Source organism: Pseudomonas sp. IT-347P, assembly GCF_949768005.1.
GTDB lineage: Bacteria > Pseudomonadota > Gammaproteobacteria > Pseudomonadales > Pseudomonadaceae > Aquipseudomonas.
On sequence record NZ_CATKPQ010000011.1, the window covers coordinates 505,439 to 521,228 of the forward strand.

16 protein-coding genes are annotated in these 15,790 nt (G+C 61.6%); 6 read left to right on the forward strand and 10 right to left on the reverse strand.

The features are described 5' to 3' along the window. Nucleotides 1–67: 67 nt before the first annotated feature. A complete protein-coding gene (locus tag ACM6IV_RS06295; RefSeq protein WP_414869186.1) occupies nucleotides 68–1,351 on the forward strand; it encodes a Zn-dependent hydrolase in 1,284 nt (427 codons plus the stop codon). A gap of 140 nt (nucleotides 1,352–1,491) precedes the next feature. Here the strand turns inward: ACM6IV_RS06295 and ACM6IV_RS06300 are convergent, their stop codons facing one another. Further along, nucleotides 1,492–2,358 carry a CAP domain-containing protein gene (locus ACM6IV_RS06300; protein WP_414869187.1) on the reverse strand — a complete coding sequence of 289 codons (867 nt, stop codon included), beginning with the start codon at nucleotides 2,356–2,358 and terminating at the stop codon, nucleotides 1,492–1,494. A 303-nt stretch (nucleotides 2,359–2,661) separates the two neighbouring features. Next, nucleotides 2,662–3,432, reverse strand: a complete 771-nt coding sequence (locus ACM6IV_RS06305) for an alpha/beta hydrolase (protein WP_414869188.1) — start codon at nucleotides 3,430–3,432, stop codon at nucleotides 2,662–2,664. Between the two features lie 112 nt (nucleotides 3,433–3,544). Between ACM6IV_RS06305 and ACM6IV_RS06310 the strand changes: the two genes are divergently transcribed. Next, nucleotides 3,545–4,489 carry an aldo/keto reductase gene (locus ACM6IV_RS06310; protein ID WP_414869189.1) on the forward strand — a complete coding sequence of 315 codons (945 nt, stop codon included), beginning with the start codon at nucleotides 3,545–3,547 and terminating at the stop codon, nucleotides 4,487–4,489. A gap of 19 nt (nucleotides 4,490–4,508) precedes the next feature. On the opposite strand, the gene ACM6IV_RS06315 is transcribed toward ACM6IV_RS06310, so the two are convergent. Further along, on the reverse strand, nucleotides 4,509–5,402 hold the full coding sequence (locus ACM6IV_RS06315; protein WP_414869190.1) for a LysR family transcriptional regulator: 894 nt from the start codon (nucleotides 5,400–5,402) through the stop codon (nucleotides 4,509–4,511). Nucleotides 5,403–5,499: 97 nt separating this feature from the next. Here ACM6IV_RS06315 and ACM6IV_RS06320 point away from each other — a divergent pair, with 97 nt between their 5' ends. After that, nucleotides 5,500–5,976: a cupin domain-containing protein gene (locus ACM6IV_RS06320; protein ID WP_414869191.1), complete on the forward strand. Its 477-nt coding sequence runs from the start codon at nucleotides 5,500–5,502 to the stop codon at nucleotides 5,974–5,976. 249 nt (nucleotides 5,977–6,225) lie between these two features. Here the strand turns inward: ACM6IV_RS06320 and paoC are convergent, their stop codons facing one another. From paoC to ACM6IV_RS06340, 4 genes are all read right to left on the reverse strand, one after another. Continuing rightward, the gene (paoC, locus tag ACM6IV_RS06325) at nucleotides 6,226–8,424 is read right to left on the reverse strand and encodes an aldehyde oxidoreductase molybdenum-binding subunit PaoC (protein ID WP_414869192.1); all 2,199 of its coding nucleotides are present in this window, start codon (nucleotides 8,422–8,424) and stop codon (nucleotides 6,226–6,228) included. After that, nucleotides 8,421–9,377: an FAD binding domain-containing protein gene (locus ACM6IV_RS06330; protein ID WP_414869193.1), complete on the reverse strand. Its 957-nt coding sequence runs from the start codon at nucleotides 9,375–9,377 to the stop codon at nucleotides 8,421–8,423. Before ACM6IV_RS06330 ends, paoC begins: the two co-directional genes overlap by 4 nt. After that, the gene (gene paoA, locus ACM6IV_RS06335; protein WP_414869194.1) at nucleotides 9,374–9,997 is read right to left on the reverse strand and encodes an aldehyde dehydrogenase iron-sulfur subunit PaoA; all 624 of its coding nucleotides are present in this window, start codon (nucleotides 9,995–9,997) and stop codon (nucleotides 9,374–9,376) included. Before paoA ends, ACM6IV_RS06330 begins: the two co-directional genes overlap by 4 nt. A 421-nt stretch (nucleotides 9,998–10,418) precedes the next feature. Continuing rightward, complete coding sequence (locus tag ACM6IV_RS06340) at nucleotides 10,419–12,173, reverse strand: L-lactate permease (RefSeq protein ID WP_414869195.1); 1,755 nt, start codon at nucleotides 12,171–12,173, stop codon at nucleotides 10,419–10,421. Between the two features lie 243 nt (nucleotides 12,174–12,416). Here ACM6IV_RS06340 and ACM6IV_RS06345 point away from each other — a divergent pair, with 243 nt between their 5' ends. Beyond that, the gene (locus ACM6IV_RS06345) at nucleotides 12,417–12,620 is read left to right on the forward strand and encodes a hypothetical protein (RefSeq protein ID WP_250604424.1); all 204 of its coding nucleotides are present in this window, start codon (nucleotides 12,417–12,419) and stop codon (nucleotides 12,618–12,620) included. A 54-nt stretch (nucleotides 12,621–12,674) separates the two neighbouring features. Here the strand turns inward: ACM6IV_RS06345 and ACM6IV_RS06350 are convergent, their stop codons facing one another. Then, nucleotides 12,675–12,947 (reverse strand): hypothetical protein, encoded by a 273-nt coding sequence (locus ACM6IV_RS06350; RefSeq protein ID WP_414869196.1) that lies wholly within the window; start codon nucleotides 12,945–12,947, stop codon nucleotides 12,675–12,677. Nucleotides 12,948–13,133: 186 nt separating this feature from the next. Continuing rightward, nucleotides 13,134–13,757 carry a glutathione S-transferase family protein gene (locus ACM6IV_RS06355; protein WP_414869606.1) on the reverse strand — a complete coding sequence of 208 codons (624 nt, stop codon included), beginning with the start codon at nucleotides 13,755–13,757 and terminating at the stop codon, nucleotides 13,134–13,136. Between the two features lie 235 nt (nucleotides 13,758–13,992). On the opposite strand from ACM6IV_RS06355, the gene ACM6IV_RS06360 reads away from it, so the two are divergent. Continuing rightward, nucleotides 13,993–15,072 carry a hypothetical protein gene (locus ACM6IV_RS06360; protein ID WP_414869197.1) on the forward strand — a complete coding sequence of 360 codons (1,080 nt, stop codon included), beginning with the start codon at nucleotides 13,993–13,995 and terminating at the stop codon, nucleotides 15,070–15,072. Nucleotides 15,073–15,074: 2 nt separating this feature from the next. Further along, a complete protein-coding gene (locus ACM6IV_RS06365) occupies nucleotides 15,075–15,428 on the forward strand; it encodes a DUF1428 domain-containing protein (RefSeq protein WP_414869198.1) in 354 nt (117 codons plus the stop codon). 115 nt (nucleotides 15,429–15,543) lie between these two features. On the opposite strand, the gene ACM6IV_RS06370 is transcribed toward ACM6IV_RS06365, so the two are convergent. Then, a complete protein-coding gene (locus tag ACM6IV_RS06370) occupies nucleotides 15,544–15,738 on the reverse strand; it encodes a hypothetical protein (protein ID WP_414869199.1) in 195 nt (64 codons plus the stop codon). Nucleotides 15,739–15,790: the final 52 nt, after the last annotated feature.

Genomic DNA, 15,790 nt, shown 5'->3' on the forward strand with positions numbered 1-15,790 from the left:
ACGGCCTCACTTGCGGCAGAGATGTATCTGAAGAAACTCATAAGAAAAGCAGCCTGAGGAGATCCCCATGAACGCAGCCGTAGACGTTCTGCAATCGAGCCATCAGCACATCAACCGCGATCGCCTGTGGGCCTCGCTCATGGAGCTGGCCAAGCTTGGCGCCACGGTCAAGGGCGGGGTCTGTCGCCTGGCCCTGACCGATCTCGACCGCCAGGCCCGCGACCTGTTCGTGCAATGGTGCAAGGACGCCGGATGCAGCGTCACGGTCGATGCCGTCGGCAATATCTTCGCCCGTCGCCCCGGACGCAATCCCGACCTGCCGCCGGTGATGACCGGCAGCCACATCGACACCCAGCCCACTGGCGGCAAGTTCGACGGTTGCTTCGGCGTGCTCGCCGGCGTGGAAGTCCTGCGCACGCTCAATGACCTCGGCGTGGAAACCGAGGCGCCGCTGGAAGTGGTGGTCTGGACCAACGAGGAAGGCTCGCGTTTCGCTCCGTGCATGATGGGCTCCGGCGTGTTTGCGGAGAAATTCACCCTCGAAGAAACCCTGGCCAAAGTCGATGCCGACGGCGTCACCGTGGGCGAAGCGCTCAACGCCATCGGCTATGCCGGCCCGCGCAAGGTCAGCGGGCATCAGGTCGGCGCCTATTTCGAGGCGCACATCGAACAAGGCCCGATCCTTGAAGACGAACAGAAAACCATCGGCGTGGTGCTCGGTGCACTGGGGCAGAAGTGGTTCGATCTCAAGCTGCGCGGCGTCGAGGCGCATGCCGGCCCGACGCCGATGCACCTGCGTAAAGACGCGCTGGTCGGCGCCTCGGTAATCGTCGGTGCGGTCAACCGCGCTGCCCTCGGTCACCAACCCCATGCCTGCGGCACCGTCGGTTGCCTGCAAGCCTATCCCGGCTCGCGCAACGTCATTCCCGGCGAAGTGCGCATGACCCTCGATTTTCGTCACCTGGAACCGGCGCGGCTGGACTCGATGATCGCTGAAGTAAAGCAAGTCATCGACGCCACGTGCGAAGAACATGGCCTGACCTATGAACTGACCCCGACCGCCGATTTCCCGCCGTTGTACTTCGAAAAAGGCTGCGTGGATGCGGTGCGCGGCGCGGCGAAAGGGCTGGGTCTGTCGCACATGGACATCGTCAGCGGCGCCGGGCATGACGCGATTTTCCTCGCCGAACTCGGCCCGGCCGGGATGATCTTTGTGCCGTGCGAAGGCGGCATCAGCCATAACGAAATCGAGAACGCCGCACCGGATGATCTGGCGGCGGGGTGTGCGGTGTTGTTGCGCGCGATGCTGGCGGCGTCGGCGATGGTGGCCGGCAGTCAAGCGGCGGCGTGAAGGGCAGAGATCGCTGTCTTCGGCAACGCCTGCAGGGACAACACACAGCCTGTGCAACGGCTGCCGAAGGCGGCGATTTGTTCTGACGGCACACAAAACGAAATCGTCGCTGACGAATCTTCAATCGGCACAACGGTCGGTCACTGGGCGCCAAACACCATCGTCCAGTAAACCCCTTCATCGCTACGTGCCTCACTGGCAAACCCGGCGCCGACCTGGGTGAACATCGGGTTCATCAGGTTGGCGCAATGCCCGGGACTGGCCAGCCATCCGGCCATGGCCTTGCCCGGTGAACTCTGCCCAGCGGCAATGTTTTCGCCGATCTGCCGACCGCGATAACCGGCCGCGCGGGCACGATCGGCAGGCAGGTCGCCGTCCGGGTCGCGGTGGGAGAAGTAGTTGCCGTAAGCCATGGCTTTGCTGTGCCCCTGTGCGGCGGCGCCCAGCGCGGCGTTCCAGCTTAATGGCCGGGCGGCGGCGAAGCGCTGGCGTCCGCACATCCGTGGGCGGGCGCGGGCGGCGTTCACCTCGGCAAGCAGCGCCTTGCCGACGCTGCTGTTATCGCCAACGCGGCTGTCGAGCACCGGTTGCGCCAACACCACTTGCCATTCATTGCGCGAACGACTGACGCCGATATCGGCGTAGCTCGCATCCAGCAGCGCGGCGCAGTGCTCGTCTTGCAGCAGGTCGAAAGCCTCTTCGGCGTCCTCGGCCCCGGTCACGCGAATACTGCGCACCGCGATGGCGGAATAACCGGACGACTTCAATACTTCACGCATGCCACCGGCATAGCGGTAACCGATCGGCAAGGCCAGGTTCGACTTCAGCGCCAACGGCGCCAGGCGCTGCGCCGGGCGTCGATCACAGCGCTGCGGATGGGCGCGATAGTCGTTGATGGCGGCGACCAGTTGCCGCTCCGCACCGGCATGGGCGGTTGCAGCGAACAGGGGTGAAAGGATCAGCAGGCACAGCGAAACGAAGCGAGACGAACGAACGGCGTGGCGCATGAGACGGGCAGCTCTGAAGGGGGACAGCGCAAAAGTTGAGTGAGCCGCAGAAAGCGGCGCGGGTAGGACTGGGGATTCGGGACTTGGTTCAAAGGGCGACGGTGAGATTATTGTCGGGTAGACGAAGCGCGGGTGATCGGTTGGATTTCATGGTGTCATTGCTGGCCTCTTCGCGGGCAAGCCCGCTCCCACAGGGTCTGATGTCGTTCGCAATATTTGTGCACAACACTGCCCACTGTGGGAGCGGGCTTGCCCGCGAAGAGGCCAGTTGCAACACCACCAAAATCCTTGAACTCAATCGAATCAGCGATTCAACACATCTCCCATCCACTGCAAATACTGCGCGCGGTCCGAAATCGAGTTATGCCCCGAATCCGGCACCACCCGCAGCACCGCCAGGCCTTGCGGGAAATTCTCCAGCAAACGCTGGGTGCTGGCGCGCGGAATCACCTCGTCATCACTCGCTGCCAGTAACAACGTCGGCACGCGGATATGCGCGGCGTACTTGCCGGATTCGAAGCGGTCCTTGAGCATCCACTGCACGGGCACCCACGGATACTGCCGCGCCGCGATTTCTCCGAGACCGTTGTAAGGCGTCACCAGAATCAGCTGCTGCACCGGCCGCTGACTGGCCAGACGTATCGCCACACCAGAACCGAGACTGCGCCCGATCACCGCAACCTGCGGATGGCTGGCGTAGACCTGATCGAACAGCGCCAGCGCATCCTCGGCAATCGCCGCCTCGGACGGGGAGCCGCCGCTGCCACCGAAACCACGGTAGTTGAGCAAATACACCGCGTAATCGGGGAACGCCTCGGCAAACTCCGGCAGATTGCGCGACACGTCCTCGGCATTGCCGCCGAAGTAGATCAGCGCCCGTGGCCCTGCGCGCTCGCGGGTGACCACTGAAACCTGCGCGTCCGGCATCGCCAGTGTCATCCGTGAATCGGCGCTGTTGATGACATTGGGCTGCGGAAAATAGATCAGCGAGCGTTGAAAAAAAAACAGCGCCGCGCACAGCACTAGGTATGCGGCAACGATCAATGCGACGAGTGACATCAGGGTTCGGGACATTCGGCTACTTTTAACGGTGTGTGAGAGATGGCTGTCGCAGTGTAGTCCAGCGCTGCCACCGGGCCGCTCACCCACACAACCGGCAACAGAACCACGCAGCAGGGGAACCAGCATGAGCCACACTGAGGGTTGCTCCCGTCGCCGATTGCTCACGCTGGCTGCCGGGGTTTCGGCGGTCTTCACCTTTGATCGGGCGTTGGCCACATCCACCACGCCCGCGACCACCGGAGGCCAAACCATGCAGACCCGCGCCATCCCGTCCAGTGCCGAGTCGCTGCCCATTGTCGGCCTGGGCACCTATCGCGGTTTCGATGTCGCACCCGGCGATCCGGCCTACCGGCAATTGCCAGCGGTGCTGGATGAGCTGTTCACCAAAGGCGGCACGCTGATCGACAGTTCGCCGATGTATGGCCGCGCCGAACAAACCACGGGTGAACTGCTGTCGATCCACGAACCGCGTTCGCCGGCGTTTCTGGCGACCAAAGTATGGACGCGCGGGCGCAAGGAAGGTATTGCGCAGATGGAGCAATCGTTCAGCCTCCTGCGCACCGAACGCATCGACCTGATGCAGATCCACAATCTGCTCGACTGGCAAACCCACCTGCCGACCCTGCGCGAATGGAAAGCGCAGGGGCGCATCCGCTACATCGGGATCACCCATTACACGCCGTCGGCCTACGAGGAAGTCGAAGCGGTGCTGAAGGCCGAACCACTGGATTTTCTGCAAATCAACTACGCCCTCGATGATCGCGGCGTAGAAAAACGCATTCTGCCGTTGTGCCGCGAGCGCGGCGTGGCGGTGATCTGTAATCGGCCGTTCGGTGGCGGGGGGCTGCTGGCGCGGCTCAAGGGCAAACCGCTGCCGGGCTGGGTTTCCGATGTGCAGGTCAACAGTTGGCCGCAACTGGCGTTGAAGTTTCTGCTGTCCCATCCAGCGGTGACGTGCGTAATTCCGGGCACCGGCAATCCGCGCTACATGGCCGATAACGCAAAAGCCGGGTTCGGGCCGATGCTCACCGACGCCCAGCGGCATCAGTTGATTGCATTGGCGGGGTAATCGATTCCCTGGACGGCGCTCATCCGCGATAGCGCAACGCCTCCAGCAACAACGCGAACGCCGGCGCAGCCTGACGTCGGCTCGGGTAATACAGGTGATACCCGGCAAACGTCGGGCACCAATCCTCAAGCACCTGCAGCAAACGGCCCTCGGCCAGATACGGCGCGACGACGTTTTGCGGGATGTAGCTCAATCCGAAACCGTCCAGCGCAGCGTCGAGCAACGGGTAGACGCCGTTGAGGGTGATCTGCCCGGAAACCCGCACCTTCAGGCTTTCGCCATCCTTCTCGAACTCCCAACTGTACAACCCGCCGTTGGTGGGCAGGCGCAGGTTGTTGCAGGCGTGGTCAGTCAGATCGCGGGGCGTTCGCGGCAGGTTGCGCTTGGCGAAATAGGCGGGTGAGCCCACCACCGCCATGCGCATGTCGGGGCCGATGCGGGTGGCGATCATGCCTTGCGCGACGTCTTCGCCCAGGCGCACGCCAGCGTCGAAACCCTGGCCGGCGATGTCGACGAAACCGTAATCACAGCAGACCTCGATGGTGATGTCCGGGTACTGCGGCAGAAAATCCTTGAGCACCGGGCGCAGCAGCCAGTTCAGCGAGTGGTCGGTGGCGCTGATGCGGATCTTGCCGGCCGGGGTGTCGCGCAGGTTGCTGAGCGCCGCGAGTTCGAGTTCGATTTCTTCAAAGCGTGGTCCGATGGTGTGCAGCAAGTGTTCGCCGGCCTCGGTGGGCGAGACGCTGCGAGTCGTGCGGGTCAGCAGGCGCAGGCCCAAACGCGCTTCAAGCGCGCGAATCGTGTGACTGAGCGCCGATTGCGAAACGCCGAGTTTGGCCGCCGCTTTGGTGAAACTGCGCTCGCGGGCGACGGCGAGGAAGGCGAGGAGGTCGGTGGCGTTTTCACGCAGCATTGATGATTGTCCTGCATAAGTTTTTTCGAATTCTAGTCGATTATCTGAAGAGTTGGTGTCGGTAGAGTGGTGGCATTGTTTATCTGGAGGAACCGCCATGAACCCGATTGCCGCTTCTGCGTTGACCCTGTCCCTGTTGGCGGGTGAGGTGCAGGCCAACGAAACCCCACGAGTGACCGTCACACCGAATGGCTCGCAACCCTCGGCCAAGGGCCCGGCGGATTGGTTCACGGGCACTGTGCGGGTCGATGCGCCGTTCAAGGGCACCGACGCAGCCCGGGTCAGTGGTGCGACGGTGACGTTTGAGCCGGGCGCGCGTACCGCGTGGCATACGCATCCGTTGGGGCAGACCTTGATCGTCACGGCCGGTTCCGGTTTTGTGCAGGAGTGGGGGCAGCCGGTTCGTGAGATTCGTCCTGGGGATACGGTGTGGATTGCGCCGGGGGCCAAGCATTGGCATGGTGCGGCGCCCAGCACGGCGATGAGCCATATCGCCATTGCTGAAGTGCTCGATGGCAAAGTCGCGGACTGGATGGAGCAGGTGAGTGATGAGCAGTATCCGTCAACCGAGTGAAGCTTTTCCCTCACCCCAGCCCTCTCCCGGAGGGAGAGGGGGCCGACCGAGGTGTCTTGTGTCATACATCGACCTGAGCGACCGAGTCGATTATGGATTCACCGCAAAGCGCTATCCATCGACCTGAAATGGCTCTATCGATTATGGATTCACAGCAAGACGTTCACGTCGGTGCAGCCCTCGAATATCCCCGGATCGGTCCCCTCTCCCTTTGGGAGAGGGCTAGGGTGAGGGGCTCTTTTCAGGCGTTTAGATCATCTCCGGCAGTGAAGAGAGAATTTTATCGAGGGTAATCGGATACTCCCGTACCCGCGCCCCCGTAGCGTTGTAGATCGCATTCGCGACCGCCGCACTGACCCCGCAAATCCCCAATTCACCAACACCCTTGGCCTTCATCGGCGAAGACACCGGATCGGTCTCATCGAGGAAAATCACCTCCTGATGCGGTATGTCGGCATGCACCGGCACCTCATACCCGGCCAGATCATGGTTGACGAAAAAGCCCACCTTCTTGTCCACCGCCAGCTCTTCCATCAACGCCGCACCAACGCCCATGGTCATCGCGCCGATCACCTGACTGCGCGCCGACGTCGGGTTGAGAATCCGTCCCGCCGCACACACCGCCAACATGCGCCGCACGCGGACTTCACCGGTGGCAGCGTCGACGGCGACTTCAACGAAATGCGTACCGAACGTCGACTGCTGATACTTCTCGGCCAGATCACCGAACTCAATGCTGTCCTCGCCGACCAGCGCGCCGCCTTCAGCCGCGTTGCGCAATGGCACGCTCTTGCTGCCCACGCGCACTTGGCCATCGACGAACTCGGCCTGATCCACCGCCAGCCCCAGTTTGCTCGCCACCGCTTCGCGCAGTTTTACGCACGCGGCGTAGACGCCGGCGGTCGAGCAGTTACCGCCGAACTGACCGCCAGAGCCGGCCGACACCGGAAAGTTCGAATCACCCAGCCGCACCTCCACAGCATCGAGGCCCACGCCCATCATCTCGGCCGCAGTCTGCGCGATGATCGTGTAGCTGCCGGTGCCGATATCGGTCATGTCGGTTTCCACAACGATCTTGCCGTCACGCTCCAGGCGAACGCGGGCACCAGACTTGACCAGCAAGTTATTGCGAAACGCCGCCGCCACGCCCATGCCGATCAGCCAGCGACCTTCGCGTCGGCTGCCCGGTTGAGCCTTGCGCTGATCCCAGCCGAATTTCTCCGCCCCCATCTGCAGGCACTTGATCAATTGGCGCTGGGAAAACGGTCGTTCCGTCTTCACCGGATCAACCTGAGTGTCGTTGAGAATGCGGAACTGCACCGGGTCCATTTTCAGTTGCTCGGCCATCTCGTCCATGGCGATTTCCAACACCATCAAACCTGGCGCTTCACCCGGCGCACGCATCGCGTTGCCTTCGGGCAAATCGAGCGGCGCGAGACGCATGCTCACGCGACGGTTTTCAGCGGCGTAAAGCAACTGGCTCGGTTGTGCGGCGAGTTCGACCTTGCCGTCGGCGAGGTTGCCCGACCAGCCTTCGTGGGCGATGGCGGTGAGCTTGCCGTCGGCCGTGGCGCCCATGCGGATGCGCTGAATCGTCGCCGGACGGTGCGTGGTGTTGTTGGCCATCTGCGGGCGGGCGAGGGCCACCTTCACCGGGCGGCCAGCCATGCGCGCACCGAGGGCGGCGAGGATCGCGTCGGCGCGGATGAACAGCTTGCCGCCGAAACCGCCACCGATATACGGCGAGACCAGACGAACGTTTTCCTTCGGTAAACCGAGGGTTTTCGCAATGTCGCCGACACTCCAGGCAACCATCTGATTGGAAGTCCACACGGTCAGTTGATCGCCTTTCCACGCCGCCAATGTTGCATGAGGTTCCATCATCGCGTGGGACTGGTCCGGGGTGGTGTAGGTCTGATCGAACTGCACCGGCGCGGCGGCGAAGGCTTTGTCGAAGTCACCATGATTGACGTCGGGCAACTCGTCTTTCGGCTCGACGCCCAGGTCTTTCACGCTGGCCAGATCGAACTTGCCTTCGACGGTTTCGTAATCGACCTTGACCCGTTGCGCGGCGGCACGGGCCTGTTCGAAGGTCTCTGCGACCACCAGCGCGACGGCCTGCTGATAATGCTGCACGTCGGGACCGGCGAGCAGGTGGGCTGCGTTGTATTGACCCTTGTCGAGCTTGCCGGCATTTTCGGCGGTGACAATCGCCAGCACGCCCGGCGCCGCTTTCGCCTCGTCCAGATGAATGGCTTTGATCCGCCCCTTGGCGATGGCCGCATCGACCATGACACCGTAAGCCTGATTGGCAGCCGCTTCATGTTGCTCGTAGGCATACGTGGCCTGGCCACTGGTCTTCAGCGGGCCTTCGATGCGCTCGGTGGGTTGGCCGACAACCTTCAACCGGTCGATCGGATTGCTGGTGGCGGGCGTGTCGAATTTCATGCTTCATCCCTCGCTTGCGCCAACACCGAACCGAGCGTGCGCTCGACCAGGGTCAGTTTGAACTGGTTGTCGTGGGTCGGTGTGGCGCCGTCGAGCAGACGTTCGCTGACCGCTTTGGCGCCTTTTGGCAGCAGCGCTTCGGCCGCTTCAACCCGCCACGGTTTCGGCGCGATACCGCCGACGGCAACGCGGCCGCTGCCGTCCTTTTGCAGGATCAGACCGACTGACACCAGCGCGAATGCGTAGGACGAACGATCACGTACCTTGTGATAAACGTGGGTGCCGCCGACCGGCGCGGGGAGTGTTACCGAGGTGATGAACTCGCCGGGCGTGAGGCTGGTTTCGATATTTGGCGTGTTGCCAGGCAATTGATGAAAATCAGCCATGGCGATGTTGCGAGTCGTGCCGTCGGGTTTCACCGTTTCAATCTGCGCATCGAGCGCGCGCATGGCAATCGCCATGTCGCTTGGGTGGGTGGCGATGCACGCGTCGCTGACGCCAATGATGCCCAGTTGCCGACTGACCCCGCCAATCGCCGCGCAACCGCTGCCGGGATTGCGTTTGTTGCAAGCCTGATGGGTGTCGTAGAAGTACGGGCAGCGTGTGCGTTGCAGCAGGTTGCCGGCGGTGCTTGCCATATTGCGCAGCTGTCCGGAAGCCCCGGCGAGCAAGGCGCGGGAGAGCAGGGCGTAGTCCTTGCGAACGCGCGCATCGGCAGCCAGATCGGTATTGCGCACCAGCGCGCCGATGCGCAAACCGCCCTCGGGCGTGGCTTCGATCTGATCCAGCCCTAGATGATTGACGTCGATCAGATGCAGCGGGGTTTCGATGTCGAGTTTCATCAAGTCCAGCAGATTGGTGCCGCCGGCGATGAAGCGTGCGCCTTCGACCTGTGCGGCTTGCGCAGCGGCAGCGGCGGGGGAGTCGGCGCGGCTGTAGTTGAAGGCTCTCATACCGGCACCTCCGCGACTTCGGTAATGGCTTCGATGATGTTCGAGTAGGCGCCGCAGCGGCAGATGTTACCGCTCATGCGTTCCTGCAATTCGGCGGCAACAAGCTTCGGCGGTTCGGTAAGGCTGGGGCTGACGTGACTGGGGATGCCGTCGCGGATCTCTTTGATCACCGCTACCGCCGAGCAGATTTGCCCCGGCGTGCAATAGCCACACTGATAACCGTCGTGCTTGATGAACGCGGCCTGCATCGGGTGCAGATGGTCGGGCATGCCGAGGCCCTCGATGGTGGTGATCTCACTGCCTTCGTGCATCACCGCCAAGGTCAGGCAAGAATTGATGCGTCGGCCATCGGCGATCACCGTACAGGCGCCGCACTGGCCGTGGTCGCAGCCTTTTTTAGTGCCGGTCAGCTGCAGGTGTTCGCGCAGGGCATCAAGCAGGGTGGTGCGGGTGTCGACGTCAAGCGCGCGCGGCTTGCCGTTGACGTTGATCGTCACTTTGCTCATGGCCGGTTGCTCCAGATTGGCCGCGTAGGCCTTGAGGCTGATAAACGGTGGCATCGCGAAGGCGGTGGCGGTCACGGCGCCGAGGATCAGAAATCTGCGTCGGGAAATCGTCATGGTTCGATTCCTTTTCTCTCTTCATCAGGGCAGCAGGGTCGTGGATGGCCCAAACGGGCAGCCAGCGTCATCGCCGGTCTCGTTAAGGAGTGACTGCCAGAGAGAGGAAAAGGTTTTGTCGGATTTGCGCTATAGAGTTATGCGCACAGCTCATTAATCGTCTATACGACACAATCCCCTGTAGGCCTTCGCCTGCTCGCGATAGCGGTGTGCCAGTCGCCATATCGTTCACAGGTCTACCGCTATCGCGAGCAAGCGAAGGCCTACAGGGATCTGCGCTGTAACCACCACCTCACTAAAAACCTGAACCCTGTGGGAGCGAGCTTGCTCGCGAAGAGGCCGGCACATTCAACCTCTTCACTGACTGAACGGACGCCTTCGCGAGCAAGCTCGCTCCCACAGGGGAATGGGGTGTACCTGGCTAATGCGAGCCCACCACCATCGAGGTAAACGGCGCGACATACGCCTGCAACGTCACCAGCCCGCCGACCAGAATCGCCAGCACAATCGAGTGGAAGAACACATAGCGCAGAATCTCGCCCTCGTGCCCGTACCAGCGGGTCGCGGTGGAGGCGACCACGATCGATTGCGCATCGACCATTTTGCCCATCACCCCGCCGGAGCTGTTCGCCGCCGCCATCAGTACCGGACTGATTCCGAGCTGTTCCGAGGTGACCCGCTGCAGACCACCAAACAGCACGTTCGACGCGGTATCCGACCCGGTCAACGCCACGCCCAGCCAACCGAGCAGCGTGCCGAACATCGGGTAGAAAATCCCCGTCGCGGCAAACGCCAGGCCCATGGTCGCGTCGAGTCCCGAGTAGCGCGTGAGAAACCCCAGCGCCAGCATCGCCGCAATGGTGATCAGCGAAAACCGCACCACCCATAATGTGCGCAGGTATTGTTTGATCAGTTGCGGAATCGAATAGCCCATCAGCAGGCCGCCAACAATCGCTGCCAGCAGAATCCCGCTCCCGGTGGCAGTCAGCCAGGTAAATTTGTACACCGCTTCTTCCGCTTTCGGCGCGGCCACCACGGGAGGGACTTTCTCGATTTGCAGGTGCAGGCTGGTGAACGTCACTGCCGGGGCGAAAATCGGGTTGGCCTCACGCAGCGGTTTGCCTTGCGGATCAACCTTGGCTGACTGGGTGACCGGGTCAATCGCCGGACGGGTGTCGAACATGTTCTTGAAACCCTGCGTACCCCAGGCAAATACAAACACGGTGAGGATGATCCACGGCATCCACGCACGCATCACCGCCGGTCGCGCCTGATCGCTGAACGCGGCGCTGGCAGTGACTTTTTCTTCCTCGACTCTGGAGTTGTCGACCCGGCCTGACAGCGCCGCCGAGGTGTGAATGGTCGCCGGTTTCCACACCTTCAAAAACAGCGTCAGACAGGCCATGGAAATCAGCGCGGCGATCACGTCGACCAACATTGGGCCGTGGTAGTTCGACACCAGAAATTGCGGGATCGCGAAGCTGACGCCGGCCACCAGAATCGCCGGCCAGATCTCGAGCATCTTGCGCCACCCGGCGAACGCCCAGATCAACCAGAACGGCACCAGCACCGAGAAGAACGGCAGCTGTCGCCCGACCATCATCGACAACTCCATTTCATCCAGCCCGGTGACTTTGGCCAGCGTGATGATCGGCGTACCCAGTGCGCCGAATGCCACCGGCGCGGTGTTGGCGATCAACGCCAGACCGGACGCGGCCAGCGGCGAAAACCCCAACCCGATCAGAATCGCCCCGGTCACCGCTACCGGCGTGCCGAAGCCTGCCGCGCCTTCGAAAAACGCCCCGAAGCAGAACGCGATCAGCAGCAACTGCAAACGGCGATCATCGGTGATCCGCGCGAGGGAATCCTGCAGCACTTTGAACGAACCGTTCTCGGTGGTCAGGCGATGCAGAAAGATAATGTTGAGGACGATCCAGCCGATCGGCAGCAGGCCATTCGCCGCACCGAACAGCGCCGCGGAGCCAGCCATGCTCGCCGGCATGCCAAAGGCGAAGATCGAAATGAGCAGGGCGGACGCCAGCGCCAATAGCGCCGCGATGTGCGCCTTGACGTGAAAGAACGCCAGTGCCGCAAGCATCACCACTACCGGCACTGCGGCCATGAGCGTGGAGATCACCGGGTTACCGAACGGGTCATAGATTTGCTGCCAGACCATGGTCCACCTCTGCTTGTTGTTATTGAGGGCGCAGATCCATTGCATGGGGCTAGGTTGCAAGGAGTATAGGTGGCATTTCGCCGCTGCTCGGACAGCGCGGGCGGGGCGACAAACGGTCAATAGTGGCCAGTGAATCAACCTCGGTTTGTCCGGTCGTATCTGCGGCTGCACGCACCGCGTCCTGAAGGCGAGGGCAGCGTGGCCGATTCCGTCGTCAAGACCTTGGTTTTAGGGAAGTGTTGAATGAAGCGCGCAACAACGATGCTGCTGACCGTGACCGCCGCCGTATTGCTCGGTGGTTGTGTCGCGGACTTTGATGATGACCACCGCCACGGCCGGCACTACGACCGTGATCATGGCCGTTATTACGACCACGACCGGCGCTGGGATGACCGCGATGACCGCCGCGACGGGCGTCGCTACTATCGCGACCGGGATGATGACTGATTGAACGCAAAGAGGGCGTCCCACAGGGGACGCCCTCGTTGGTCAGCCTTTGAATTAAAAGTGAGCGCTCGCCCGGACGCTGGATCGCGCAGGCACAGAGGCCTCGATGTCCAGCAAATGGGTGGCGAGAATGTCGCTCAGAAAACGGAACTGATCGTTGATGCCGATCACTTCGTTGCTGAAGTGATGAGTCGCGGCGGGCATCAGCAGATCATCGAAATCTTCGTTGAACACCAGTGGCTGCGTTTTACGCGACACCACGTGTTGCTCGTAGTAATTGCTGCCGAACAGCGGAAAACGCACATTCAGGGTTACGTAGTGAGTCATGGCATTTCCCCCCATTCGAGGTTGTCTTCGAGATGGGCTTATCGTGCCTGACGGTGGGCAGCTGCGGAAGGTGATCCTCGCAATGGTCAGTATCGATACCATTGATGATCGGCATGTTCATTCGGTACAGAAGCTGCCGACGCCGGCACTCGCGTCGGGCGCTCTGCAAGCATGGCAATCGTGGGCTCAGGGGGTGCCGTTTCTGCCGTACAGACGGAAGCCGGGACGGCCGTTCAAGCGATCGTAATACGCGCTGACTGCCGGCAAGTCCGGGTGCGCCAGAGGGGTTTCGAACCAACGGTTCACCGACAGCCCGATCGGTATGTCCGCGAGAGAAAATTCGTCGCCACTGACGTAGGCACCGGTCTTCTGCAGTTGTCGCTCGAGGATTGCCATGTGCGCTGCCCATTGATGACAACCTTGCTGTAAGGCATCGGCGTCCTGGTGAACCGCACTTTTGCGCACCAGCGACATGAAGGCATAACCCCAGGACTTGTTGAGGTCGGTTGCCTGCCAGTCGATCCATTGGTCAATTCGCGCCCGCGGTTGGGCAGCCGAGGGGTAAAGGTGCAATGCGTTGTCGCGGTTTGCCAGGTAGCGAATGATCGTATTCGATTCCCACAACACGAAACCTTCATCATTAATCACCGGAACCATGGCGTTAGGGTTCAACGCGGTGAATTCGCAGGTGTTCGTATCCCTGAAACCTGATCCCCAGTCTTCTCGTTCAAAGTCAATTTGCAGCTCTGCGCAGGTCCAGAGCACCTTGCGCACATTGATCGATGACGCCTTGCCGAGTACCTGTAGCATTTTATCTCCCTTCCATAGCGACTTGGCCAAGGCGCCTATGATGCCATCGGCGATTAGCTTAAACGAGCATGGCGGTTAAATGTCCGGGTTGGAACCCCCGCAGTTGTTTGCTGGCTCAAGAATTCCAGCCGCCCAGTACCCGGCACGAGTCATCCGCTGTAGGCACCTATACTGCACGTTGAATATCGGAGAACACCCGGCACCGTGTTCGGCAGTGTGATGGGGCATTGGTATCTTGAGTCTGCGCTCGTTGATCGTCGTCGCGATTCTGGTTTTGGCGGGATGCGCCACGCCGCCTCGTGCGCCGCAGGCGCCGATCGCCGTTGCCGTATCCGTCGCGACCTGGCAGCAAGTGGACCGGGATCTGTTGAGCGCTTCGCAGCAAGCCACCGAACAGGTCAAGCTGTTCGCACGCGGCTCGATGGAACACTGGCGCACTCGCGTCTATCAGCAAACCGAAGAGAATTTCATCCCGTGGTTCAGTAGTTACTGGACCCAGGAATGGCTGTCGATGAAAGTCAGTTGGTACACGATCAATGCCGGTGGCGAACAGGATGCATCGGCCAAGCGGCTGGCGGCGTATCTGCTTGAGCAATATCAGGAGAGGGTACTGGCGCCCGTGGCGGTGGAGATCGATCCGGATGCGATCCTCGGGCAGGCGACAGCGTTCTATGCGCAACTCATGGCCCGGCAGATGCCGCTCATCGCCCAGCGCCATGGGGTGCCGATTGGTCAACTGAACGGGCATTTGCAGCGAGTCCCGGCCATCGCGCTCGGCCCGCCACCGGCGCGGGACGCTTCGCTCTATCAAGTCATCAGTACCGAACCGTTGAACACGTTACCGGCCTATGCCGCACTGATCGACAAGATCCACACCGAAGGGGGCGCCAAGGGCATCGCTGCGACCGATGCCGGTATGGCGCCGGTGGCCAAGCGCGCCAGCCAGCGGATGGAAGCGGAAATGGCCCCGCGCGGGGCTGCCAGTGCGGTTGCTGCTGCGGCGGGGAAACTGGCCGGCGGACTGATTTCGGTCGGTGTCGCGGGAATTCGCGCCATCATTCAGGCCAATGACCGGCCCGACAGCGAAGCGCTGATCCGCAGCAGCCTCGGCGGCACTTTCGACAAGGCCTGGCTGAAACTGGTGCAGAACCCGACCACCGGAGTCATGGCTGGCACGCTGCATATCGCCGGGCAGGTCGAGCGCCATCTGGGTGGAGGTGATGAACCGTCGGTCGGTGTGCGGGTTAATCCTGTCGAATGGCGGCCGCCGCAGTCGACTAACCAGCAGATCGAACCCAACGTGCAAGGAGAGTGATCATGGCTTACATCGATATTTTTGTAGCACCGGTGCCGAATGCCAATCGTGAGCAGTACAAGAAACACTGTGAAATTGCCGCGAAACTGTTCAAGGAATACGGCGCACAGGACGTGGTGCAGTGCTGGGGCGATGACGTGCCTGAGGGCAAAGTCACTTCATTCCCGATGGCGGTCAAGCTGAAGGAGGGCGAGACGGTGTCGTCCGGCTGGTTGATCTGGCCAGACAAAGCCACCCGCGATACCGGCATGGCCAAAATGATGGAGGACCCGCGTATGCAGCCGGACGTCAACCCGATGGGATTTGATGGCCAACGCATGATCTTTGGCGGTTTCAAAAACATCCTTGAACCCTGAGGCCATCGCAAATCTCATGCAGGAGTGAGCCTGCTCGCGATGCGTCTGCAAGTTCAACACCTCATTGGCAGACCCACTGCCATCGCGAGCAGGCTCACTCCTACAGGGACTGTGTTCACTCGGCTGAGGGGGTGATGCGGCAACCTTTACGGTTGCGGATCTGCTCGTCAGTCGGGCGTTCGCGGACGAATTCGAAGCGCGGTTCACCCTCGCTGTAATGCACCAGCCAGCCCCATTCCAGTTCCTTTTCGTCCTGTCCGGGATGCGGCGGGCGGGCCCACCACGGTTCTTTGCTGAGGATTTCGCGCATGGCGGCCTCCGGTTGATGGCAATCCTTGAACTATAGCCAGCTGTCACGATTC

Coding starts and splice junctions, on each gene's coding strand:
- ACM6IV_RS06295 (WP_414869186.1), top strand. CDS start 68: ATGAACGCAGCCGTAGACGTTCTGCAATCGAGCCATCAGCACATCAAC.
- ACM6IV_RS06300 (WP_414869187.1), bottom strand. CDS start 2,358: ATGCGCCACGCCGTTCGTTCGTCTCGCTTCGTTTCGCTGTGCCTGCTG.
- ACM6IV_RS06305 (WP_414869188.1), bottom strand. CDS start 3,432: ATGTCCCGAACCCTGATGTCACTCGTCGCATTGATCGTTGCCGCATAC.
- ACM6IV_RS06310 (WP_414869189.1), top strand. CDS start 3,545: ATGAGCCACACTGAGGGTTGCTCCCGTCGCCGATTGCTCACGCTGGCT.
- ACM6IV_RS06315 (WP_414869190.1), bottom strand. CDS start 5,402: ATGCTGCGTGAAAACGCCACCGACCTCCTCGCCTTCCTCGCCGTCGCC.
- ACM6IV_RS06320 (WP_414869191.1), top strand. CDS start 5,500: ATGAACCCGATTGCCGCTTCTGCGTTGACCCTGTCCCTGTTGGCGGGT.
- paoC (WP_414869192.1), bottom strand. CDS start 8,424: ATGAAATTCGACACGCCCGCCACCAGCAATCCGATCGACCGGTTGAAG.
- ACM6IV_RS06330 (WP_414869193.1), bottom strand. CDS start 9,377: ATGAGAGCCTTCAACTACAGCCGCGCCGACTCCCCCGCCGCTGCCGCT.
- paoA (WP_414869194.1), bottom strand. CDS start 9,997: ATGACGATTTCCCGACGCAGATTTCTGATCCTCGGCGCCGTGACCGCC.
- ACM6IV_RS06340 (WP_414869195.1), bottom strand. CDS start 12,173: ATGGTCTGGCAGCAAATCTATGACCCGTTCGGTAACCCGGTGATCTCC.
- ACM6IV_RS06345 (WP_250604424.1), top strand. CDS start 12,417: ATGAAGCGCGCAACAACGATGCTGCTGACCGTGACCGCCGCCGTATTG.
- ACM6IV_RS06350 (WP_414869196.1), bottom strand. CDS start 12,947: ATGACTCACTACGTAACCCTGAATGTGCGTTTTCCGCTGTTCGGCAGC.
- ACM6IV_RS06355 (WP_414869606.1), bottom strand. CDS start 13,757: ATGCTACAGGTACTCGGCAAGGCGTCATCGATCAATGTGCGCAAGGTG.
- ACM6IV_RS06365 (WP_414869198.1), top strand. CDS start 15,075: ATGGCTTACATCGATATTTTTGTAGCACCGGTGCCGAATGCCAATCGT.
- ACM6IV_RS06370 (WP_414869199.1), bottom strand. CDS start 15,738: ATGCGCGAAATCCTCAGCAAAGAACCGTGGTGGGCCCGCCCGCCGCAT.